Annotated in this window: 18 protein-coding genes; 8 read left to right on the top strand and 10 right to left on the bottom strand. The window is 70.6% G+C overall.

Features of this window, described 5'->3' with window-relative positions; genetic code table 11:
- Positions 1 to 348: 348 nt before the first annotated feature.
- From ACL00U_RS08905 to ACL00U_RS08925, 5 genes are all read right to left on the bottom strand, one after another.
- Complete coding sequence (locus tag ACL00U_RS08905; protein WP_017887340.1) at positions 349 to 1308, bottom strand: phosphodiesterase; 960 nt, start codon at positions 1306 to 1308, stop codon at positions 349 to 351.
- Between the two features lie 167 nt (positions 1309 to 1475).
- Positions 1476 to 3164, bottom strand: a complete 1689-nt coding sequence (locus tag ACL00U_RS08910; RefSeq protein WP_042537208.1) for a cytochrome b — start codon at positions 3162 to 3164, stop codon at positions 1476 to 1478.
- A complete protein-coding gene (locus ACL00U_RS08915) occupies positions 3164 to 4228 on the bottom strand; it encodes a ubiquinol-cytochrome c reductase iron-sulfur subunit (RefSeq protein WP_017887338.1) in 1065 nt (354 codons plus the stop codon). The genes ACL00U_RS08910 and ACL00U_RS08915 overlap by 1 nt, the downstream gene beginning before the upstream one ends.
- A gap of 33 nt (positions 4229 to 4261) precedes the next feature.
- Positions 4262 to 5071 carry a cytochrome c gene (locus ACL00U_RS08920; RefSeq protein WP_042537210.1) on the bottom strand — a complete coding sequence of 270 codons (810 nt, stop codon included), beginning with the start codon at positions 5069 to 5071 and terminating at the stop codon, positions 4262 to 4264.
- Between the two features lie 21 nt (positions 5072 to 5092).
- The gene (locus tag ACL00U_RS08925) at positions 5093 to 5731 is read right to left on the bottom strand and encodes a cytochrome c oxidase subunit 3 (RefSeq protein ID WP_031259820.1); all 639 of its coding nucleotides are present in this window, start codon (positions 5729 to 5731) and stop codon (positions 5093 to 5095) included.
- Between the two features lie 70 nt (positions 5732 to 5801).
- Between ACL00U_RS08925 and trpD the strand changes: the two genes are divergently transcribed.
- Positions 5802 to 6857, top strand: a complete 1056-nt coding sequence (gene trpD / locus ACL00U_RS08930; protein WP_031259819.1) for an anthranilate phosphoribosyltransferase — start codon at positions 5802 to 5804, stop codon at positions 6855 to 6857.
- A 729-nt stretch (positions 6858 to 7586) separates the two neighbouring features.
- Here trpD and glpK read toward each other — a convergent pair.
- Positions 7587 to 9098: a glycerol kinase GlpK gene (gene glpK, locus ACL00U_RS08935; protein WP_017887334.1), complete on the bottom strand. Its 1512-nt coding sequence runs from the start codon at positions 9096 to 9098 to the stop codon at positions 7587 to 7589.
- Between the two features lie 83 nt (positions 9099 to 9181).
- The gene (locus ACL00U_RS08940) at positions 9182 to 9907 is read right to left on the bottom strand and encodes an MIP/aquaporin family protein (protein WP_017887333.1); all 726 of its coding nucleotides are present in this window, start codon (positions 9905 to 9907) and stop codon (positions 9182 to 9184) included.
- Between the two features lie 315 nt (positions 9908 to 10222).
- Here ACL00U_RS08940 and dhaK point away from each other — a divergent pair, with 315 nt between their 5' ends.
- The 3 genes from dhaK (at position 10223) to dhaM (ending at position 12688) form a co-directional block, all read left to right on the top strand.
- Positions 10223 to 11224, top strand: a complete 1002-nt coding sequence (dhaK, locus tag ACL00U_RS08945; RefSeq protein ID WP_071251603.1) for a dihydroxyacetone kinase subunit DhaK — start codon at positions 10223 to 10225, stop codon at positions 11222 to 11224.
- A 106-nt stretch (positions 11225 to 11330) separates the two neighbouring features.
- Positions 11331 to 11957 carry a dihydroxyacetone kinase subunit DhaL gene (gene dhaL / locus ACL00U_RS08950; RefSeq protein ID WP_214519663.1) on the top strand — a complete coding sequence of 209 codons (627 nt, stop codon included), beginning with the start codon at positions 11331 to 11333 and terminating at the stop codon, positions 11955 to 11957.
- Positions 11954 to 12688, top strand: a complete 735-nt coding sequence (gene dhaM, locus ACL00U_RS08955) for a dihydroxyacetone kinase phosphoryl donor subunit DhaM (protein WP_017887330.1) — start codon at positions 11954 to 11956, stop codon at positions 12686 to 12688. Before dhaL ends, dhaM begins: the two co-directional genes overlap by 4 nt.
- A gap of 42 nt (positions 12689 to 12730) precedes the next feature.
- Here the strand turns inward: dhaM and ACL00U_RS08960 are convergent, their stop codons facing one another.
- A complete protein-coding gene (locus ACL00U_RS08960; protein ID WP_042537217.1) occupies positions 12731 to 13309 on the bottom strand; it encodes a TetR/AcrR family transcriptional regulator C-terminal domain-containing protein in 579 nt (192 codons plus the stop codon).
- Between the two features lie 54 nt (positions 13310 to 13363).
- On the opposite strand from ACL00U_RS08960, the gene ACL00U_RS08965 reads away from it, so the two are divergent.
- Entirely contained in the window at positions 13364 to 14584 is a 1221-nt protein-coding gene (locus ACL00U_RS08965) for a beta-ketoacyl-[acyl-carrier-protein] synthase family protein (RefSeq protein ID WP_017887328.1), read from the top strand.
- Here ACL00U_RS08965 and ACL00U_RS08970 read toward each other — a convergent pair.
- Complete coding sequence (locus ACL00U_RS08970; protein WP_031259816.1) at positions 14571 to 15404, bottom strand: helix-turn-helix domain-containing protein; 834 nt, start codon at positions 15402 to 15404, stop codon at positions 14571 to 14573. The two genes, ACL00U_RS08965 and ACL00U_RS08970, sit on opposite strands and share 14 nt — an antisense overlap.
- Positions 15405 to 15506: 102 nt before the next feature.
- Between ACL00U_RS08970 and ACL00U_RS08975 the strand changes: the two genes are divergently transcribed.
- Positions 15507 to 16187, top strand: coding sequence for an SDR family NAD(P)-dependent oxidoreductase (locus ACL00U_RS08975; protein WP_017887326.1), 681 nt, complete (start codon positions 15507 to 15509; stop codon positions 16185 to 16187).
- A 13-nt stretch (positions 16188 to 16200) separates the two neighbouring features.
- On the opposite strand, the gene ACL00U_RS08980 is transcribed toward ACL00U_RS08975, so the two are convergent.
- Positions 16201 to 16641: a GNAT family N-acetyltransferase gene (locus ACL00U_RS08980; RefSeq protein ID WP_017887325.1), complete on the bottom strand. Its 441-nt coding sequence runs from the start codon at positions 16639 to 16641 to the stop codon at positions 16201 to 16203.
- A gap of 182 nt (positions 16642 to 16823) precedes the next feature.
- Between ACL00U_RS08980 and ACL00U_RS08985 the strand changes: the two genes are divergently transcribed.
- Positions 16824 to 20270: an SdrD B-like domain-containing protein gene (locus tag ACL00U_RS08985; RefSeq protein WP_412873312.1), complete on the top strand. Its 3447-nt coding sequence runs from the start codon at positions 16824 to 16826 to the stop codon at positions 20268 to 20270.
- 91 nt (positions 20271 to 20361) lie between these two features.
- The gene (locus ACL00U_RS08990; RefSeq protein ID WP_140448058.1) at positions 20362 to 21393 is read left to right on the top strand and encodes an alcohol dehydrogenase catalytic domain-containing protein; all 1032 of its coding nucleotides are present in this window, start codon (positions 20362 to 20364) and stop codon (positions 21391 to 21393) included.
- The last annotated feature ends 5 nt before the right edge of the window (positions 21394 to 21398 follow it).

Below are 21398 nucleotides of genomic sequence, written 5' to 3' on the forward strand. Positions count from 1 at the left end.
TCGCTTGCGAGACCACCACGCGACGGAACGTGACCACGCGACGCACCACGTGCGGTGGGTCGCGACCACCCGCGAGCCTGGAGGCCCGTGGCGCGCCCGCCACGGGCCTCCAGTCCGTCCGGCGTGCCGTCCGGACGTGCGTGCCCGCGCGCGGTCAGGAGACCCCGTCGGCCGCCCGCCCACCGGTCACGACCCGTCGCTTGCCGGGCCGCCAGACGACGGAACGTGACCACGCGACGCACCACCCGCGGGGAGTCATGACCGCCCACGCCCACCCACGCTTCGTGAGCAGAAGAGGTCGGGTCCGCGTGACGGACCCGACCTCTTCTGCACGCGAAGTGCGGAGTGCTACCGGTGCACGGGGGAGACGGGCACCGAGTCGAGCGTGAAGACCGGGATGCTCGAGGTGACCGGTGCGGGCTCCACGGCTGCGGGGATCGTCACGCCGTGTGCCGCGAGCTTCGCCTCGGTCTCGAGAGCGGAGACGGGCTGCCCGACGGTGGCGTAGTGCCCGATCGGCACGACGGAGTGGACGACGTTGTGGCCGTACACGTGCACGAGGTTGAACGACTGCGCGCCGTCCCGGCCGCGGGTGCCGCCCTGGTACTCCGTGAGGTCCTGCGTGTAGCAGGTCGCACTGGCGACGGACACCGGGATGCCGGCGAACACGGCGCTGGTGGAGTAGTGCAGGTGCCCGGCGATGATGGCGAGGACGTCACTGCCCTCGACGACCTCGGCCAGGGCCTGCTGGTCGCGCAGTTCGACGAGGACGGTGAGGTCCTGCACGCTCGGCACGGGCGGGTGGTGCATCGCCAGGATGGTGCCGTGCGGTGCCGCCTCGGACAGGACCTCGGCGAGCCAGTCGAGCTGCTCGGGGGAGACCTCGCCGTGGTGGTGACCGGGCACACTCGTGTCGAGGGTGATCACACGGAGACCGTTGACGTCGTACACGAAGTCGACCGGGCGGTCGGTGGGCTGCAGGCCGAAGAGCTCCTGGCGGAAGGCGCCGCGCTCGTCGTGGTTGCCCATCGCCCAGATCACCTGCGCACCGATGCGCTCGGCCGCCGGCTCCAGGATAGCGCGGACGCGGGCGTACGCACCCGGCTCGCCCTTGTCGGCGACGTCGCCGGTGACGACGATCGCTTCGGGACGCGTGCCCGAGGCTTCGATGTCCGCGACGATCTGCGTGAGCCGCGCGGCGGAGTCGACATCGCCGTAGAGATCACGATCCCCGGATACGAGGTGCGTGTCGCTGAGGTGGAGGAGGAAGTGGTTCGGCCTGGGGTGTTCGGCCGTCCGGCTGTCCATCGGGGTCTCATTCCGTTGGCGGATGCGTGGTGCAACACGTTGCCACACCGTCCTGGACGAGTCCAGCACGTGACGGTGAACCAGCCGTGAACTGGGGGCGGCGTGTTGCCCTGTGCACGAAGAAACCCCCGCCACTTGGTGACGGGGGTTGCTTCGTGTGCCTCGGATCAGTGATCCCCGGGGCCGACCTGGGGAGCCTGGTGGCCACCCTCGAGGTTCGGGCCGTGGTGCGCGGCGTGCGCTGCCTCGAGCTCGGCCTTCGAGACCGGCTCGATGCGGTCCTCGAAGAAGAAGCGGGAGACGCCGGCGCGGACCTTCTGCAGACCCGTGATCTTGCCCTTGGCGTTCGGGCGGATCATCAGCGGCTTGTACTCGTTGAACTGCAGGAGCTTCCACCGCTCGTACTCGTCGAGCTGCTCGTGCACCTCGATGTACTCACCGTGGGGGAGTCGGACGATGCGGCCCGACTCGTACCCGTGCAGGACGATCTCGCGGTCCTTCTTCTGGAGGGCGAGGCAGACACGCTTCGTGATCCAGAAGGCGATGAACGGACCGAGGACCGTCGTCGCCTGGATCACGTGGATCACGTGTTCGATCGACACCAGGAAGTGCGTCGCGATGATGTCCGACGAGGCTGCTGCCCAGAGGCTCGCGTAGAGCGTGATGCCAGCGGCACCGAACGCGGTGCGCGTCGGGGCGTTGCGCGGACGATCGAGGATGTGGTGCTCACGCTTGTCGCCCGTGACCCACGCCTCGATGAAGGGGTAGAGCAGGATCGCCAGGATGAGCAGCACCAGGACCGCGATCGGCGCCAGGATGTTGAACGACACCGTGTAGCCGAACCACACGACCTCCCAGTGCGGCGGCACCAGACGCAGCGCGCCGTCGGCGAAGCCGATGTACCAGTCGGGCTGGGTACCGGCGGACACCGGGGAGGGGTCGTACGGGCCGTAGTTCCAGATCGGGTTGATCGTGAACAGCGACGCGATGAGGGCCAGGATGCCCGCGACGATGAAGAAGAAGCCACCGGCCTTCGCGGCGAACGCCGGGAGGATCGGGACGCCGACGACGTTCTCGTTGGTCTTGCCCGGACCGGCGAACTGGGTGTGCTTGTTGATCACGACGAGCACGAGGTGGACACCGAGCACCGCGACGAGGATCGCCGGCAGCAGCAGGATGTGCAGCGTGTACAGGCGGCCGACGATGTCGGTACCCGGGAACTCGCCACCGAAGAGCAGGTAGGCGATCCACACGCCGATGACCGGGACACCCTCGATCATGCCGACGATGATCCGCAGGCCGTTTCCGGAGAGCAGGTCGTCGGGGAGCGAGTATCCGGTGAAGCCCTCGGCCATGGCGAGGACCCAGAGCAGGAAGCCGAAGACCCAGTTGAGCTCACGCGGCTTGCGGAAGGCACCGGTGAAGAACACGCGGGCCATGTGCAGCATGATCGACGCCACGAACAGCAGGGCTGCCCAGTGGTGGACCTGACGGACGAAGAGCCCGCCACGGATGTCGAACGAGATGTCGAGCGTGGACTGCAGCGCCGTCGACATCGCAACACCCTTGAGCGGGACGTACGAGCCGTTGTAGATGACCTCGGTCATGGACGCCTGGAAGAAGAACGTCAGGAAGGTCCCGGAGAGCAGCACGACGACGAAGCTGTACAGCGCCACCTCGCCGAGCATGAAGCTCCAGTGGTCCGGGAAGATCTTCCGGCCGACTTCCTTGACGAGGCCCGAGATGCTGGTGCGCTCGTCGATGTAGTTCGAGACCCCGCCGATGATGCGGGATCCGCGCTCCGGTGCCGGCTTGTTCGTCGACGTGTTCGGTGCGGTGGTGGTGGTGCTGGTCATCAGCGTTCACGCTCCCAGAAGGACGGTCCGACCGGCTCGTGGAAGTCGCTCTGGGCAACCAGGTAGCCGTCGTCGTCGATCGCGATAGGAAGTTGGGGGAGGGGGCGTGCTGCCGGACCGAAGATGACCTCGCAGTTGTTCGAGACATCGAAGGTGGACTGGTGGCACGGGCACAGCAGGTGGTGCGTCTGCTGTTCGTAGAGCGCGACAGGGCACCCGACGTGGGTGCAGATCTTGGAGTACGCGACGATGCCGTCGTAGCCCCAGTTCTCGTGGCCCTTGGACGGGTTGAGGTCCTTCGGGTCGAGACGCATCAGGAGAACGGAGGCCTTCGCCTTCTCCTCGAGCATGTGCTCGGACTCGAGCATGCCCTCGGGGATGACGTGGAACACCGAACCGATGGTGACGTCGGAGGCCTTGATCGGAAGACCCGTCGGGTCCTTCGTCAGGCGCAGGCCCTGCTTCCAGAAGGTGTGACGGAGCAGCTCGTTCGGGTCCTCGGCCGGAGCGAGGTCACGGACCAGGACGATACCGGGGAGCGGGAACGCGGCCAGAGCACCGATCATCGAGTTGCGGATCAGCTTGCGACGGCTGAAGCCCGACTCCTTGTCGGCGAGCTGGAACGCCTCGACCGCCTTGGCGCGGGTCTCGTCGGTGCCGCGGGTGCCGTGGCGGAGCTCCGTGATCTCACGGTCGACGACGAGCGACTTCGACCAGTAGACGGCACCGAGACCGAGGGCGAGGAGCGCGAGGGCGATCGACAGGCCAAGGAAGAGGTTCGCGGTGCGGACCGTCCCGAAGTCGCTCGGGTCGATCGGGAAGGCGATGTACGCGGCGATCGACAGGACGCTGCCGACGATCGACAGGTAGAAGTAGGCGGCGACCTGGCGCTCGGCCAGACGCTGCTTCTTCGGGTCGACGTCGGTGCGACGCGGACGGTGCGGCGGCTCGCCCGGGTTCTCGAACGGGTCGACGGGGAGGACCGCGATCCCGGGGGAGGTGGTCGTGCCGTGCTTCTCGACAGCCGAGGACGAGTTCAGCGTCTCGTCGTCGTGCTCTGCCATGGTGTTCCCTTCAGTGTCGTTCGACACGGACGATCAGTTGGACTTCGCGGTCAGCCAGACGGTCATCGCGACGACCGCCCCGAGTCCGAAGATCCAGATGAACAGACCCTCGGCGACCGGCCCCAGGGAGCCGAGTGCGAAGCCACCGGGGGACTTGTTGTCCTGCACGTACTTGAGGTACGTGATGATGTCGGCCTTCTGCTCCGGCGTCAGGTTCAGGTCGTTGAAGACCGGCATGTTCTGCGGGCCGGTGAGCATGGCCTCGTAGATGTGCTTGCCGGAGACCGTCTCGAGGTTCGGGGCGTACTTGCCCTCGGTCAGGGCACCGCCGGCGCCGGCCACGTTGTGGCACATGGCGCAGTTGATGCGGAACAGCTCGGCACCTTCGGCGGCGTCGCCGTCCTCACCGTTGGTGAGTTCGGTGGACGGGACCGACGGGCCGGGGCCGAGGGAAGCGACGTACTGCGCGAGCGCGTCGACCTGCTCGTCCGTGAACTGCGCGGGCTTCTCTTCTGCCTGCGGACCCTGTGCGGCCATCGGCATGCGGCCGGTGCCGACCTGGAAGTCGACCGACGCGGCGCCGACACCGATGAGGGACGGACCCTCGCTCGTGCCCTGCGCGGAGAGACCGTGGCAGGTGGCGCAGTTCGACGCGAAGAGCTTCTCGCCCTCGTTCACCTGCGACTGGCTCGAGGTGGCGAGGGTGCTCGTGCTGTCGTCGGCGTTCGCCGTGGAGCTGAACAGTGCGTACGCGCCACCGGTGGTCATGAGACCAACGACGATGAGCGACACGGTCGCCATCGGTGAACGGCGGCCCTTCTTGGACTTGGTTCTGTTGAACATGTGCTGGGGGGTGTCCAGTTCCTACTTGAGAAGGTAGATGACGGCGAAGAGGAAGATCCACACGACGTCGACGAAGTGCCAGTAGTACGACACGACGATGGCGGTGGTCGCTTCCTTGTGGCCGAAGTTCTTGGCGGCGAAGCCGCGGCCGAGCGTCAGCAGGAAGGCGATGAGGCCACCGGTCACGTGGAGGCCGTGGAACCCGGTGGTCATGTAGAACGCCGAGCCGTACGCGCTGGAGGAGAGCGTGACGCCCTCGTGCCACAGGTTGGCGTATTCGAAGATCTGGCCGCAGACGAAGATCGCACCCATCGCGTAGGTGACGAAGAACCACTCCGTCATGCCCCAGTGGCGCGGGTTCCAGCTCGTCCGGTGCACCTGGAAGCGCTCCGCGGCGAACACGGCGAACTGGCAGGCGAAGCTGGACAGCACCAGGATGATCGTGTTCACGGAGGCGAAGGGCACCTCGAGCTTCGTGGTCTCGGTCGCCCAGAGCTCAGGGGACGTGCTGCGGAGCGTGAAGTAGATCGCGAACAGGCCGGCGAAGAACATGACCTCGCTGCCCAGCCACACGATCGTCCCCACGGCCACGGCGTTCGGCCTGTTGAGGGCCGGACCGCTGGCTGATCTGGAGAGAGAGGTGCTAGTCACGTCCTCCATTATGGCCGAAACCCCCGACAGTGTTTTCGCAGGAGACTGGCGGGTCTCTCGAATTCACTACGATCGATCCATGCCTGACGCACTTTCTTGGCCAGCAGTGATCAGCGCGCTCATGGCGCGCGAGGACCTGACGATCAGGCAATCCACATGGGCCATGGAGGAGATCGTCCACGGGCGTGCCACCCAGGCCCAGATCGCGGCCTTCGCCGTGACGCTCCGCGCGAAGGGCGAGACCGTCGACGAGGTCGTCGGATTCCGTGACGCGATCCTCGACGCCGCGGTTCCGCTCGACGTCGACCCGATGGCGCTCGACATCGTCGGTACCGGCGGCGACGTGGTCGGCACCGTGAACGTCTCGACGATGGCGGCGATCGTGATCGCCGCTGCCGGGGTCCCCGTCGTCAAGCACGGCAACAAGGCCAGCTCGTCGAAGTCCGGGTCGAGCGACGTGCTCGCCGCCCTCGGACTCGATCTCACGATGGACGCCGCGCGTGTCGCGGACACGTTCCGGCGTGTCGGGCTGACCTTCGCCTTCGCCAACGCGTTCCACCCCGGTTTCGCCCACGCAGGCCCCGTGCGGCGGGAGATCGGCGTCCCGACGGTGTTCAACTTCCTCGGTCCGCTCGTCAACCCCGCACGGTGCGAGGCCAACGCCGTCGGCGTCGCCCAGCTCGAACTCGTGCCGATCATCACGGGCGTGTTCCAGACGCGCGGGGCGACCGCACTCGTGTTCCGAGGCGACGACGGACTCGACGAGCTGACCACCACCGGGCACAGCCACATCTGGGAGGTCACCGGCGGCCGTGTGACCGAACACGACCTCGACCCACGGGACCTCGGCATCGCCCGCGCCCGGACGGAGGACCTGCTCGGTGGCGACCCCGAGCACAACGCCGCCGTCGTCCACCGACTGCTGGCGGGGGAGACCGGACCCGTCCGCGACATCGTCCTGCTGAACGCCGCGGCCGGGCTCGTCTCGTTCCGACTGGCACAGGACCCGAACGAGGCCGACCGCCCGATCCTGCAGCGCTTCCGCGAGCAGCTCGTCGTCGCCGCCGAGGCGATCGACTCCGGCGCCGGTGCGCGCAAACTGGCTGATTGGGTCGGCGCAGCTCCCGCCGCGTAGTCCACGCCGCCCCGCGCACCGTGCGCGGTGCGTCACCCGGTGCGAGCCTGACGGCTCGGTGCTGCGCCATGAGCGCGCACCTGACGGTCACCGCTGCACCCGGTGAGCAAACCCGCACCGTGCCGTACCGGCGACCCCACGCCGGACCGGAGGGCCGTGGTGTGCCCGCCCCGCGCCTCCAGTCCGCACCGTGCGCGGTCCGCGATCCCGTGCCGCTTCCGCGAGAGCCGCACCGTGCGCGGTGCGCCAGCCGGTGCGAGCCTGACGGCTCGGTGCTGCGCCACGAGCGCGCACCCGGCGGTCACCGCTGCACCCGGTGAGCAAACCCGCACCGTGCCGTACCGGCGACCCCACGCCGGACCGGAGGGCCGTGGTGTGCCCGCCCCGCGCCTCCAGTCCGCACCGTGCGCGGTCCGCGATCCCGTGCCGCTTCCGCGAGAGCCGCACCGTGCGCGGTGCGCCAGCCGGTGCGAGCCTGGCGGCTCGGTGCTGCGCCACGAGCGCGCACCCGGCGGTCACCGCTGCACCCGGTGGACAAACCCGCACCGTGCCGTACCGGCAACCACCCGACGACGCGCCGACGGGCCGACGGGCCGACGGGCCGGCAGGCCGACCGCGACCGACCCGCAGGAGACGCAACGCACAGGAGGCCCGGTGCCGGTTCCTGGAACCGGCACCGGGCCTCCCGTCGGTGCGATCAGTGCACGCGGTCAGCGTGCGCGTGCGGTGTTACTGCACGTCCTCGTCGACCCAGTCGAAGGTCTTCGTGACGGCCTTCTTCCACAGGCGGAGCGTCCGCTCGCGCTCGGCGGCGTCGAGCTGCGGCTCCCAGCGCTTGTCCTCCTGCCAGTTGGCACGGAGCTCGTCGAGGTTGGCCCAGAAGCCGACCGCGAGACCGGCGGCGTAGGCCGCACCGAGCGCCGTCGTCTCCGCGACGACCGGGCGGACGACCGGCACGTTGAGCATGTCGGCCTGGAACTGCATGAGCTCGCTGTTCGCGGTCATGCCGCCGTCGACCTTGAGCTCGGTCAGGTCCACACCGGAGTCGGCGTTGACCGCGTCGAGCACCTCGCGGGTCTGCAGCGCCGTCGCCTCGAGGGCAGCACGCGCGATGTGGCCCTTGTTGACGAAGCGGGTCAGGCCGACGATCGCGCCGCGGGCATCGGGACGCCAGTACGGCGCGAAGAGCCCGGAGAACGCGGGCACGAAGTACACGCCGCCGTTGTCCTCGACGGTCTTGGCCAGGGCCTCGACCTCCGGGGCGCTGCCGATCAGGCCGAGGTTGTCGCGGAGCCACTGGATGAGCGAGCCCGTGACGGCGATCGAACCCTCGAGGGCGTAGTGCGTCTCCTGGTCGCCGAGCTTGTAGCCGACGGTGGTGAGCAGGCCGTTCTCGGAGCGGACGATCTCGGTACCGGTGTTGAAGATCAGGAAGTTGCCGGTGCCGTAGGTGTTCTTCGACTCGCCCTGGTCGAACGCGGCCTGGCCGAAGGTCGCGGCCTGCTGGTCGCCGAGGATGCCGGCGATCGGGACCTCGCGCAGCAGGCTCGAGGACTCGACGTGGCCGTAGACCTCGGAGGAGCTGACGATCTCGGGGAGCATCGACTTCGGCACACCGAAGTCGGCGAGGATGTCGTCGCGCCACTGCAGCGTCTCAAGGTCCATGAAGAGCGTGCGGGACGCGTTCGTGACGTCGGTCTTGTGCACGCCGCCGTCGACGCCACCGGTCAGGTTCCAGAGGACCCAGGTGTCGGTGGTGCCGAAGAGCAGGTCGCCCGCTTCGGCCTTCTCACGCGCACCCTCGACGTTCTCGAGGATCCACATGATCTTGGTGCCGGCGAAGTAGGTCGCGAGCGGCAGGCCGACGATGGCCTTGTACTTGTCCGTGTCGCCGTCGGCGAGCTTGTCGACGAGGGCCTGCGTGCGGGTGTCCTGCCAGACGATCGCGTTGTAGATCGGCTTGCCGGTGGTCTTGTCCCAGACGACGGCGGTCTCGCGCTGGTTGGTGATGCCGACGGCTGCGACGTCGTGGCGCGTGATGTCGGCACGCGACAGTGCCTGACCGATCACCTCGCGGGTGTTGTCCCAGATCTCGGCGGGGTCGTGCTCGACCCACCCGGCGCGCGGGAAGATCTGCTCGTGTTCCTTCTGCCCGGTCGAGATGATCGAACCGGAGTGGTCGAACACGATTGCTCGGGTCGAGGTCGTGCCCTGGTCGATGGCGACGATGTAGTCGGCCATTGGTGCTCCTTACGGGTGTGTTCGGTGCGGTTGCGTGGTCGGTCGTGCGGAACGGCCGCTCACGCCTTCGGGGTGGGGGTGGGTCAGCTGACGACGGGCAGCAGGGCGACGGACAGGCCGGCAGCGAGGGCGCCACCGATCAGGGGTCCGACGACCGGCACCCAGGCGTAGGCCCAGTCGCTCGAGCCCTTGCCCTTGATGGGCAGGAAGGCGTGCGCGATGCGCGGGCCGAGGTCACGGGCCGGGTTGATGGCGTAGCCGGTGGGGCCACCGAGGCTGACACCGATCGCGATCACGAGGAAGGCGACGGGGATGGCGCCGAGGTCCGTGGGGGTCCCGCCGTTGGTGAAGGCGAGGACGACGAAGACCAGGACGAAGGTGCCGATGATCTCGGTGACGAGGTTCCAGCCGTACGAGCGGATCGCGGGGCCGGTCGAGAAGACACCGAGCTTGGCGGCCGCGTCGGGCTCCTCGTCGAAGTGCTGCTTGTACGCGAGCCAGACGATGACGGCACCGATGACCGCACCGATCACCTGGGCGATCCAGAAGAGGAACATCTCGCCGACGGTGATCTTGCCGAGGATCGCCTGCGCGAGGCTGACGGCCGGATTGAGCTGGCCACCGGACTTGTAGGCGACGGTGGCACCGGCGAAGACCGCGAAGCCCCAGCCGATCGTGACCATGAGGAAGCCGGCTCCGAAGCCCTTGGACTTCGCCAGCGAGACGGCGGCGACGACGCCGCCACCCAGGATGATGAGCATCGCCGTACCGACGAGCTCGGACAGGAACTTGACGCCGATGTCGTCCATCGGTGACCTCCAGTGCGTGAGGTGGGGGTCCGGCCGTGCTGCGCCGCACTCCCCGTTGAGTGATTGAGGCCAACCATAGTGACGACGCTCACGGCCGGGTGGTGAATTCGTGAGCGGAGAGCGGGATCGTGCACGAACGTGCAGGGCGAGTGTCCCCAGCACGATCCGGAGCCGGTGACGCGTCCTCGGTGTGCTGCACGAACGTGCATCCCCGCCGGACGGCTGGCCGTGCCGCCGATGTAGATTGGGCGCACTCCGGTCGACGACGCGCGGTGTGACCGCCACGGCTCGACCCCGTACCCGTGGAGGCACCGCATGAAGAAGCTCATCAACGACCCGCAGGCCGTGGTCGAGGAGACCGTCCGGGGGTTCGCCCGGGCACACGCCGGACACGTCGTGCTGGTCGAGGACCCGATCCACCTGCACCGCGCCGACGCCCCCGTGGCCGGCAAGGTCGGCATCGTCAGCGGTGGTGGCAGCGGGCACGAGCCACTGCACGCCGGCTTCGTCGGGTACGGCATGCTCGACGCCGCCGTCCCCGGTCCGGTGTTCACGAGCCCGACCCCCGACCCGATCGTCGCCGCGACGAAGGCCGTCGACGGCGGTGCCGGCGTGCTGCACATCGTGAAGAACTACACCGGCGACGTGCTGAACTTCGAGACCGCCGCAGAGCTGGCCGCGATGGACGACGTCCGGGTCGAGTCCGTTGTGGTGGACGACGACGTCGCCGTGCAGGACTCCCTGTTCACCGCCGGTCGTCGCGGTGTCGCCGGGACCGTCGTGGTGGAGAAGTGCGCCGGTGCCGCCGCGGAACGCGGGGACGATCTGGACGCGGTCGCCGCCGTGGCCCGGCACGTCAACGACGTCACGCGCTCGATGGGGCTCGCGCTCGCCTCGGGCACCGTCCCGCACGCGGGGGAGCCGTCCTTCGTACTCGCTGACGACGAGGTCGAGCTCGGCATCGGCATCCACGGCGAGCCGGGCCGCGAGCGGATCGCGATGGCGCCGGCGGACCAGCTGGTCGACCGCGTGCTCGAACCGATCCTGACGGACCTGGACGCCCCGGCCGGATCGGCACTGCTGCTGCTGGTCAACGGCATGGGCGGCACACCGCTCTCCGAGCTGTACATCGCCTACCGACGCGCCGCCGAGGTGCTCTCCGACCGCGGCTACCGGGTCACGCGTAGTTTGGTCGGCGACTACGTCACGTCCCTCGAGATGCAGGGGTTCTCGCTCACCGTCACGGTGCTCGACGACGAACTCACGGCCCTCTGGGACGCCCCGGTGGAGACCCCGGCCCTGCGCTGGGGACGCTGAGCGACCGCGCCTGCGACCGCAACCGCAACCGCAACCGACCACGGACGCTCGACCACCGGACCACGACACCGGACCCCACCGGGCCGGACACACGAAGGGAACCGCATTGGCGCTCGACACCGCATGGGCCATCGACTGGGTCCGTCGCACCGCCGCGACGATCGACGAACACCGTGCCGAGCTGGTCACGCTCGACCGCGAGATCGGGGACGGTGACCACGGCGAGAACCTCGACCGCGGCTTCCGCGCCGTGCTCGAAGCCGTCGACGCCGGCTCCTTCGACACCCCGGGCGCCGTCCTCAAGGCCGTCGCGACGAAGCTCATCTCGACGGTGGGCGGCGCGGCCGGTCCGCTGTTCGGCACCGCCTACCTGAAGGCCGCGCAGGCTGCAGGGGACGCGTCCGAGCTCGACGCGGACACGCTGGTCGCGGTCCTGACCGCCGCGCGTGACGGTGTGGTCTCCCGCGGCAAGGCCGCCGTCGGCGACAAGACGATGGTCGACGCGTGGAGCCCTGCGGTCGACGCCGCCGCAGCGGCTGCCGGCGCCGGCGCCGACCCGGAGGCCGTGCTCGCCGCCGCAGCCGACGCCGCAGCGCAGGGGGCCGCCGACACCGAGCCGCTCGTGGCGCACAAGGGCCGCGCGAGCTACCTCGGCGACCGCGCGATCGGGTACCGAGACCCCGGTGCGCAGTCGACCGCGTACATCCTGCGCGCAGCTGTGGACGCCGCGTGACCGTCGGCATCCTCGTCGTCTCGCACAGCGCTGCGATCGCGACGGGCACCGTCGAGCTCGCCCGGCAGATGGCCGCGGACGTGCCACTCGTCGCCGCGGGCGGCACCGACGACGGCGGCATCGGCACCTCGTTCGAGGCGATCACCGCCGGCATCGAGGAACTCGCCGGGGCCGACGGCGTCGTGGTGCTGTGCGACCTCGGCTCCGCCTACCTGACGACCGACACCGCGCTCGACTTCCTCGACGACGACGTCCGCGCACGGGTGCACGTGTCGCCGGCCCCGCTGGTCGAGGGCACGGTCGCCGCGGCGGTCGCCGCCCAGACGGGCGGGGACGCCGACGCGGTCCTGGCCGCTGCGGCGTCAGCCGCGGGTTCCGAGGCGGACGCGAGCACCGCCTCCCGTCCGTCCGGTGACCAGCCTGGAGGCACGGGGCCGGCCGACGGGGCAGGTCCCGTCGGCGACGCAGCCGGCGCAGACCGCGTCAGCGCGTCGGTCGAGCTGGTGAACGAGACCGGGCTGCACGCCCGGCCCGCCGCGGAGTTCGTCAAGACGGCGGCGAAGTACGACGCGAGCGTGCACGTCAACGGTGTGGACGCGAAGAGCCTGCTCGCGATCATGGCCCTGGCGCTGCCGAAGGGCGCGACGGTGTCGATCGACGCGACCGGTCAGGACGCGCAGGCCGCGGTCGACGCCCTGGTCGAACTGGTCCGGTCCGGCTTCGGCGAGTGACACCGCCGCCGGGGGAGTCCCCGGCGGCGGTGCGCGCCCCGGTCACCGGATCGAGACCGTGCCCGCCAGGTCGAGGTCCGAGGGACCGCCGGTGACCCCGGCGTCGGCGAGCAGGGTGGCACCGAACACGGCGCTCCAGAACGTGCGGGCGTCACGGGCGACGCCGCCGGGGCTCGTCCATCCCTGGTCGGCGACGACGCGCTCCAGGTAGCGTTCGGACTGCCGGAACAGCACCGCGAGCAGCAGTCGGACGCGCTCCCGCTGGGCGGTGTCGTCACCCGCAGCCGCCAGCGCGCGGACCACGAGGGGTGTCGACGGCATCGCGAGGGCGGTGCGGGCGAGGACCTGGCGGAACGACTCCGACGACCGAGCGCGACGACCGGCCACCTGCAGCCGAGTCGTGTCGCGGAGGAACAGCGCGAACGCGGCGTCGAGCACCAGGCGGTCCTTCGAGCCGTAGTGGTGCGTGATCTGGTTCGGGTACACGCCCGCGGCCCGAGCGACCTCGCTGACGGTGACGGTGCGTGCGCCCGCGCTGAGCAGTCCGGCCGTCGCCGCGAGGATCCTCGCCCGCGTCGCCGCGCCGCGTGCCGTGCCGGAGCCGTCCACAGTGGTTGCCATGTCCGAATTGTACGTGGTACAACTCAACTTGTTCAACGTACAAGAGGAGTTCCCGTGGACATCGTCATCACCGGCTACGGCACGGTCTCACCCTTCGGCCACGGCGTCGCACCGCTCTGGGACGCCCTGGTGGCCGGTCGCTCCGGCGTCCGCTCCCTGCACCGCGACGGAGCGCTCTGGGGACAGGTGCCGATCCGGGTCGGTGCCGAGGCGGCACTCGACGCCGACGGGGCACTGGGCCGGGTCCGCGCGAACCGCCTCGACCGCAGTCAGCAGCTCGCGCTCGTCGCCGCGGAGGAAGCATGGACGGACGCGGGTGCCCCCGCGGTCGAGGGCGACCGCCTCGCCGTGGTGATCGGCACCGGGATCGGGGGCGTGGAGACGCTCCTCGACGCGCACGACGTGCTCGGAGCATCCGGTGCCCGACGGGTCTCCCCGCGCACGGTGCCGATGCTCATGGCGAACGGCGCCGCGGCGCAGATCAGCATCGCGTACGGGGCGCGGGGCGGTGCATACACGACGGTGTCGGCGTGCGCCTCCGGTGCCGAGGCCATCGCGACCGCCGCGCGACTCATCGTGACCGGTGAGGCCGACGTCGTCATCACGGGCGGCACCGAGGCCGCGGTGAGCCCGGTGACCATGGCGTCGTTCGCGCAGTCGCAGGCGCTCGCGAAGCCCGACGGCGACGACCCGACGACCCTGTCCAGGCCGTTCGACGCCGACCGCCGCGGCTTCGTCCTCGGCGAGGGCGCCGGCATCGTCGTGCTCGAGCGTGCCGACCACGCCGCCGCACGCGGGCAGCGGTCGCACGGCACGCTCGCCGGGTGGGGGATCACCTCGGACGCGCACCACATCACCGCGCCGCGCACCGACGGCAGCGAGCAGGAACGGGCCATGCGGTCCGCGATCCGGATGGCGGGCCTCACCGGGGGCGACATCGACCACGTGAACGCGCACGCGACCGGCACCCCGGTCGGCGACGTCGGCGAGGCGACCGCGATCAGCCGTGCGGTGGGCACCGGAGCGCTGGTCACCGCACCGAAGAGCGCGATCGGGCACATGTTCGGCGCGGCCGGGGCGGTCGAGGCGATCCTGACCCTGCGGGCACTCGAGACCGGGACCGTGCCGCCGACCCTGAACCTCGACCAGCTCGACCCCGCGGTGGACCTCGACGTCGTCTCCGGCACCGCGCGGACGGCTCCGCTCGGTGCGGCGTTGAACAACTCGTTCGGGTTCGGCGGTCAGAACGCGTCGCTGGTGTTCACCGCGGCGTGAGCTCCTGCAGGCCGGTGACCCGGAGCAGGTCGAGCTTCGCGGCCGACTCGGAGCCCGGTACGACCGTGTAGACGACGATGCGCAGGTCGCCACCCGGCACGGTCAGCACGTCGCAGTCGATCTCCACCGGACCGACCGGCGTGTGCACGACCTTGCGGCTCGCACGGTGCTCGGCGATCCGGCCGGTCTCCCACCGGCGGGCGAACTCCGGCGACTCCCGCAGCAGCCGGTCGACGAGTGCTGCCAGGTCACGGTCGCCGGGGTAGCGCCCGTACGCCTGCCGCAGATCGGCGGCGAGGTCACTCGAGAACTCCTCCTGGTGCTCCTCGTCCCAGTCCACCCCGTCGCGCGCCTTGGTGAAGTGCCGCCAGACCAGGTTGCGGTCGAGGCCGACGTACCGCGTCGGATCGCCGTTCACCGCGGCCCACAGGTCGTTCCAGAGCGCGATGTCGTGCGTCGCCGTGAACACCGCGAGCGGCACGTCGCCGAGTCGGTCCACCAGACGCTGCACGCCGGGCGTGACGTGCCGCGGCACCACCTGACGGGACGGCGGGGCGACGCCGGCCACCCGGCACAGGTGGTCCCGCTCCTCGGACGACAGCCGGAGCGCCGTCGCGAGCGACGCGAGCAGCTGCGGCGACGGGTTCGTCGCCCGGCCTTGCTCGAGGCGGACGACGTAGTCCACGCTCACGCCCGCCAGGGCGGCGAGTTCCTCGCGGCGGAGGCCCGGGGTCCGTCTGCCGGGGCCGGCCGGCAGGCCGACCGCCTCGGGACGCACCCGGTCACGCCAGGAACGCAACACGTTCGCGAACTCGCTCATGTCCACCATCATCGCCCCGCGCCTCCAGTCCGTCCTGGTACTGCCGGTCCCACCGTCGCACCGTGCCTGGGGCAGCCGGGCCGGCTGGGGCAGGCTGGGCACATGACGACGACACTGATCACCGGGGCCAACCGCAGCCTCGGACTCGAGACCGCACGCCGACTGATCGAAGCCGGCCACACCGTCCACGCCGGCATGCGCGACCCGGCCAGCGGCGACGACGCCCGGGCGCTCGGCGCCCACGTCGTGCAGCTGGACGTGACCGACCAGGCCAGCATCGACGAGGCGATCGCCACGATCCCGTCCTTGGACGTGCTGGTGAACAACGCCGGGATCCTCGGCGACTCGTTCGGGGTCGACGACCTCGACGCGGACGCGATGGCGACCGTCCTCGACACCAACGTCACCGGCATCGTCCGGGTGACCCAGGCCGCGCTGCCCCTGCTGCGACGCTCGGCAGCACCCGTCATCGTGAACGTCGCGTCGGGGGTCGGCTTCCCACGCTGGCTCACCACGCCCGGGCACGACGAGTACGGGGTGCCGGCCGTGCCGTACGCGGCGTCGAAGGCGGCCGTGATCGCGTTGACCGTGCAGTACGCGAAGAACCTGCCCGGGTTCCGGGTGAACGCGAGCGACCCGGGCTACACCGCGACGGCGTTCAACGGGTTCGGCGGGCACCAGACGATCACCGAGGGCACCGACGCCACGGTCGCGCTCGCGACGATCGGCACCGAGGGGCCGACGGGGGAGTTCCACAACCGCGAGGGACGCATCGAGTACTGAGGGCGGCGCTCCGTCAGTCGTGCACGTCGTCGCCGAAGCCCGGGCCGGGCCGCATCATCCACCCCTCCGGATCGGGCAGCGGCCGGAACCCGAACCGCTCGTACAGGCCGTGGGCGTCCGCGGTGAACAGGGCGAAGCGCTTCAGTCCGAGGGCCTCGACCGCCTCGGTCACCCCGCGCACCAGGGCGACCCCGACGCCCCGACCCCGGGCCCCTGGGGCGACGAAGACGTCCGAGAGCCAGCCGAACGTGACACCGTCGGTGACCACCCGCGCGTAGCCGAGCTGCTCGCCGGTCACCGCGTCGTAGACGCCGAAGTTCCGGGAACCGGCGATGATCGCGTCCTGGGTCGCCCGGTCGCGCCCGCGCGCCCAGTACGACTCCTCGCTGAGCCAGCGGTGCACGCGGTCCACGTCGAGGTCGGCGGGGTCGGTGGAGAAGCGCAGATCCGTCATCGTCCCAGTCAACCGGAGACGCGGCCGCGGGGCGACGTCCGATCGGGATCCGGTGGACCGGTCCTCGATGCCGCCCGAGTCTGATCCAAAACGAATACGAAATATTCATTGCAGCATTCCAGATGGATTCCTACACTCCTGGGCAGTGGGTGCACCCTGCACCCGCCCGCACGAGGAGTCCCATGCGAACACGCATCCCGATCCGAGCTGTCGTCGCCACGGCGTTGTCGCTGACGCTCCCGCTCACCGCCGCCGCCCCCGCGGGCGCGACCCCGGCCGGGGGAGCGGTGGGCACGGCCACGACGGACCCTGCGACGTCGACCGTCCGTCCGGCAGGGACGGTCGGTCTCGCTGCGAAGGTCGCCAAGGACGGCAACGGCCCGTTCACCCCGGACGACCGGCCCGGGGGCGACTCGAGCGGAACGAACGGCATCGTGCGGACACTCGACGCGATCACGTACAGCGTCGAGATGAGCGTGAACGACGGCGACAGCGTCAACCAACGGTTCGTCGTGACCGCTCCGGCCGGCACGACCTGGGCGGGGCTGCCGAAGCCGTGCACCGGGCCAGCGTCGCGCATCGACGGGCAGCGACTCACCTGCTCGGTCGGTGACCTGACCGAGGGCAACCTCGTCGAGGTCCCCGTCGTGCTCGACGTCTCCGGCACCATGCGGCACGGCGACGAGATCGAGGTCACGGTCGAAGCCACGGCGGACAACGCGGACAACGGCGTCGTGACGGCAGTCGCGCCGACCGTGACGGTCTCGGCAGCCGCGCGCTACAACCTGAGCAAGGACGTCGTCGGGTCCTCGCTCACCCCTGACGTCATCGGTCCCGACGGCGAGCGAGGCCTGCGTCTCGTCTACCCGATCGCGGTCAACTGGGAGCCCGTCGTCGCCGGACAGGGCCTGCTCGGGTTCGAAGCGAGCACCGGCCCGATGACCTTCACCGACGACGTGTCCGAGATCCTCGGCGACCTGCCGTCGACCGCCGTGCTGTGGAACGGGACCGCGCCTGCCTGCGGCGTGAACGCAACGAACGCCTGGCGCTTCGACGGCCTGCCGGGCGGACGGGGTGGCGGGCCGCGCAGCGTGGTCGACTCGGGGACCATCGTCTGCGCGCAGTCCTCGCCCGGCGCGGACGTCGACGTGACGATCACGGACACCGTCACCGACCCGGGCCGCATCCCCACCCAGTCGCTCAGCGGCGGCCCGGTCACGGGTGGCACCAGGGCGTACTTCGTCTCGGGCTACCTGAGCCTCTGGCTGCCCTACCCGCCGGGCTCGGTCCTGTCGACCAACCGGTACTCGGCTCTGCAGACCACGTCGGCGAGTGGCGCACAGAACTACCCCGGCAGCGAGGAGCCCCTCGCCGACAACAGCACGTCGCGCAACCTGGTGGGTGTCGGGTCCGGCACCGCCGGCAAGCGACTCTGGCGCGTGATCGACAGCGCCGGCACCACCGTCGAGGGTTCCGCCCGCGCGGGCGATCCATGGGTGACGCAGGGGCAGGTCCTGCGGAGCGACGTCACCGTCCTCAACGACGGGTACAGCCGCTGGACCGGCACGATCCTCTGCGACACCTTCGATCGCGGGACCCAGCGCCTCGCCCGCGGGGGCACCCCGGGCGCGACGGCGTGGACCAGCGGGTTGAGCAGGCCGCGCATCGAGTACGCGGCCTACGACATGACGAACCCCGCGGCCGGGCAGGACCACACGTGCGGCGATGACGACGGACCGTGGTTCGCCAGCCCGGACGAGGTTCCGGGCGGTCGCGCCGCGGTCGGCGCCGTGCGCGCGCTCGGCGACGTCGACGGTGGGGCGAGAGCGGTGCTGCACACGTACGTCGCAGTGGCCGACGCACCCTCGGGGACCCGCGCGTACGACTTCGGACACGCCCTGCTCGGCGAACACACCGACGTCTGGACCCACGACACGGCCCGGCCGGAGAACGGTGCCGGAGCGATGGCCGACAGCGTCGTGATCACGGAGAACCTGGCACGCATCAGGAAGAAGATCGTCGACCCGGGCACGACCGCGGAGGACACACCGGACAAGACGAGCTTCGTCGGGTCCGGGAGCACCCTCGAGTACGCCCTCTACCCGACACTCACCAACGGCCACTCCGGTGGGCAAGCGACCACCGTGACGGTCCGCGACGTGCTGCCGATGCACACCGACTACATCCCCGAGAGTGCGTCCAGGCCGGCCGAGCGCGACACGATCACGGACAACGCCGGCAACCTCCGCCAGCGCCTCACGTGGACGCTCGACGGCCTGCAGCCGAACACGAGGATCCCGCCGATCACCTACGAGCTGCAGGTGTCGAGTCTCGCGCCTGCCGGACCGGTGCAGAACTACGCGACCATCGCCTCGCCGACGGACCGCTCCGAAGCGTTCCGCCGCGACACCCAACGAGCGGTGCAGGTCGTCGCCGCAGTCGGTGTCGGCGTGGAGAAGGTGGCGACCGAACCGGTCGTCGCGACGGGGGACCAGCTCGAGTGGGACCTGCTCTACACGAACCGCGACGCCCGGAGCATCAGCGGGCTCGACGTCATCGACGTCCTGCCGCACCGAGGCGACCCCCAGGGCTCCGCCTTCCACGGGACCGTCTCGCTGGCCGACCGCGTCGACGTCGCGCCCGGCGCCGGTGAGACCGTGCGCTACACCACCAGCGATCCGGCCTCGATCTCGCTCGACGGCACGGCAGCGTCCAACCAGCCGGGCGGCAGCACGCTCTGGTGCGCGGCGGCAGACCTCGGCGACCCCGCGTGCGGATCCGCGGAACTCGCCGACGTCACCGCCGTGCGGATCGAACGGACCGGCGGTGTCGCGCCTGGACAGACGGTCCGACACCACGTCGTGCTGCGGACCCACGGGGAGCGGGACGGCGACACCTACACGAACCGCTTCGGGCTCCGCGCCTCGAACCTCGAACTCGCCGCGCTGTCGAACCGCGCCACCGTGCGGGTGGTCGCCGGCAGCATCGGAAACCGGGTGTGGACGGACAGCAACGACGACGGCCTCCAGGGTTCCGACGAACCGGGCATCGACGGCGTGCCGATCCGACTGTCCGGCGTCGACGACCGCGGAACCGACGTCGCACGCGCGACCAGGTCCGGACCCGATGGGGAGTACTCCTTCGACGGACTCCGCCCGGGGGACTACGTCGTGGCCTTCACGGCTCCGGACGGCCGTCGGTTCACGAAGGAGCACGTCGGCACCGACGGCACCATCGACTCGGACGCCGGCCAGGACGGCGAGACGCCCGCGGTCTCGATCGCGTGGGAACGCTCCGACGAAGGCGCGAAGGAATCCATCACCCGCGACCGCACCGTCGATGCCGGGCTGCTGCTCGGTGACTCGCCGTCGGATCCCGAACCGGAACCCGGGCCCGACCCCGGAACGGTTCCCGGCGCCGGCACGGGCCCCGGCTCCGGGCCCGGGGGCGGGTCCGGATCGACGGCCGTTCCGACTGTGGCGCCGTCGCCCGGAGCGCGCGGGGGCGTCCAGGGGCTCGCCTTCACCGGCACGTCGGGGACGCCGCTCGTCCTCGGCGTCGCACTCCTGCTGCTGGCGCTCGGGGCCGCGATGCTCGGAACGAACCGGAACCAGCGGCGACAGCGCTGATCCGTCACCGGCAGCACGACGATGCGGCGGAGTCCTGACCTCCGGGGTCGGGGCTCCGTCGTCCTTCGACGCCGTCTGTCAGGATGGCGGCATGCGCGCCGTCCAGTACGCCCAGTTCGGTTCCGTCCCCTCGATCGTCGACCTGCCGGAGCCCGTCGCCCCGGACCACGGTGTCGTCGTGCGGGTGGCTGCCACCGGTGTCTGCCGAAGTGACTGGCACGCGTGGAAGGGCCACGACGACTCGGTCCGGCTGCCGCACGTGCCCGGCCACGAGTTCGCCGGCGTCGTCGCGTCGATCGGCACCGACGTGCAGCGCTTCGCCGTCGGCGACCGGGTCACGGCCCCGTTCGTGTTCGCCTGCGGCACCTGCGCCGAGTGCCTCGACGGCGCGACCCAGGTGTGCACCGCCCAGCAGCAGCCCGGCTTCGACCTGCAGGGGTCCTACGCGGAGTCACTGGTGGTCCCGCACGCCGATCTGAACCTCGTCGCCCTGCCCGATGCCGTGGAGTTCACGGTGGCAGCGGCACTGGGCTGCCGCTTCGGCACCGCGTTCCACGCCCTGCACGCCCGCGGGCGGGTGAGCGCAGGGGAGTGGGTCGTGGTCTACGGCTGCGGGGGAGTCGGGCTGTCGGCGATCATGGTCGCCGTGGCCGCCGGCGCGCACGTGCTCGCCGTGGACGTCTCCGCGGCGGCGCTCGAACGGGCCGCAGCACTGGGTGCCGACACGGTGCTGATGGACGCCGGTGCGGTGACCACGGTTCGCTCCCGCACCGCCGGGGGAGCGCACCTGTCGATCGACGCCTACGGCAGCCGTGCCACCTCGGTCGCGGCGGTTGCATCCCTGCGTCCGCGCGGCCGACACGTGCAGGTCGGGCTGCTGCTCGACGACGAAGCAACGCCGGCGATCCCGATGGGACGGGTCATCGCCGACGAGCTCGAACTGCTCGGCAGTCACGGCGCAGCGGTCGGGGAGTACGGCGCGATGCTCGACGCCGTCGTCAGTGGGCGGCTCCGGCCGGAGGAGACGATCGGCCGCACCATCGGCTTCGACGACCTGCCCGAGGCGCTCGTCGCGATGGACCGGCCAGCCACTTCTCCGGGGATGACCGTCGCGACGTTCTGACGGTG

The organism is Curtobacterium poinsettiae (assembly GCF_047226435.1).
Lineage (GTDB): Bacteria > Actinomycetota > Actinomycetes > Actinomycetales > Microbacteriaceae > Curtobacterium > Curtobacterium poinsettiae.

Bases quoted from the DNA above. Each gene is read 5' to 3' on its own strand.
- ACL00U_RS08940 (WP_017887333.1), bottom strand. From the start codon at position 9,907: ATGGACGACATCGGCGTCAAGTTCCTGTCCGAGCTCGTCGGTACGGCG.
- ACL00U_RS08925 (WP_031259820.1), bottom strand. From the start codon at position 5,731: ATGGAGGACGTGACTAGCACCTCTCTCTCCAGATCAGCCAGCGGTCCG.
- glpK (WP_017887334.1), bottom strand. From the start codon at position 9,098: ATGGCCGACTACATCGTCGCCATCGACCAGGGCACGACCTCGACCCGA.
- ACL00U_RS08980 (WP_017887325.1), bottom strand. From the start codon at position 16,641: ATGACGGATCTGCGCTTCTCCACCGACCCCGCCGACCTCGACGTGGAC.
- ACL00U_RS08920 (WP_042537210.1), bottom strand. From the start codon at position 5,071: ATGTTCAACAGAACCAAGTCCAAGAAGGGCCGCCGTTCACCGATGGCG.
- dhaK (WP_071251603.1), top strand. From the start codon at position 10,223: ATGAAGAAGCTCATCAACGACCCGCAGGCCGTGGTCGAGGAGACCGTC.
- trpD (WP_031259819.1), top strand. From the start codon at position 5,802: ATGCCTGACGCACTTTCTTGGCCAGCAGTGATCAGCGCGCTCATGGCG.
- ACL00U_RS08975 (WP_017887326.1), top strand. From the start codon at position 15,507: ATGACGACGACACTGATCACCGGGGCCAACCGCAGCCTCGGACTCGAG.
- ACL00U_RS08990 (WP_140448058.1), top strand. From the start codon at position 20,362: ATGCGCGCCGTCCAGTACGCCCAGTTCGGTTCCGTCCCCTCGATCGTC.
- ACL00U_RS08960 (WP_042537217.1), bottom strand. From the start codon at position 13,309: ATGGCAACCACTGTGGACGGCTCCGGCACGGCACGCGGCGCGGCGACG.
- ACL00U_RS08910 (WP_042537208.1), bottom strand. From the start codon at position 3,164: ATGACCAGCACCACCACCACCGCACCGAACACGTCGACGAACAAGCCG.
- ACL00U_RS08985 (WP_412873312.1), top strand. From the start codon at position 16,824: ATGCGAACACGCATCCCGATCCGAGCTGTCGTCGCCACGGCGTTGTCG.
- ACL00U_RS08970 (WP_031259816.1), bottom strand. From the start codon at position 15,404: ATGAGCGAGTTCGCGAACGTGTTGCGTTCCTGGCGTGACCGGGTGCGT.
- ACL00U_RS08915 (WP_017887338.1), bottom strand. From the start codon at position 4,228: ATGGCAGAGCACGACGACGAGACGCTGAACTCGTCCTCGGCTGTCGAG.
- ACL00U_RS08905 (WP_017887340.1), bottom strand. From the start codon at position 1,308: ATGGACAGCCGGACGGCCGAACACCCCAGGCCGAACCACTTCCTCCTC.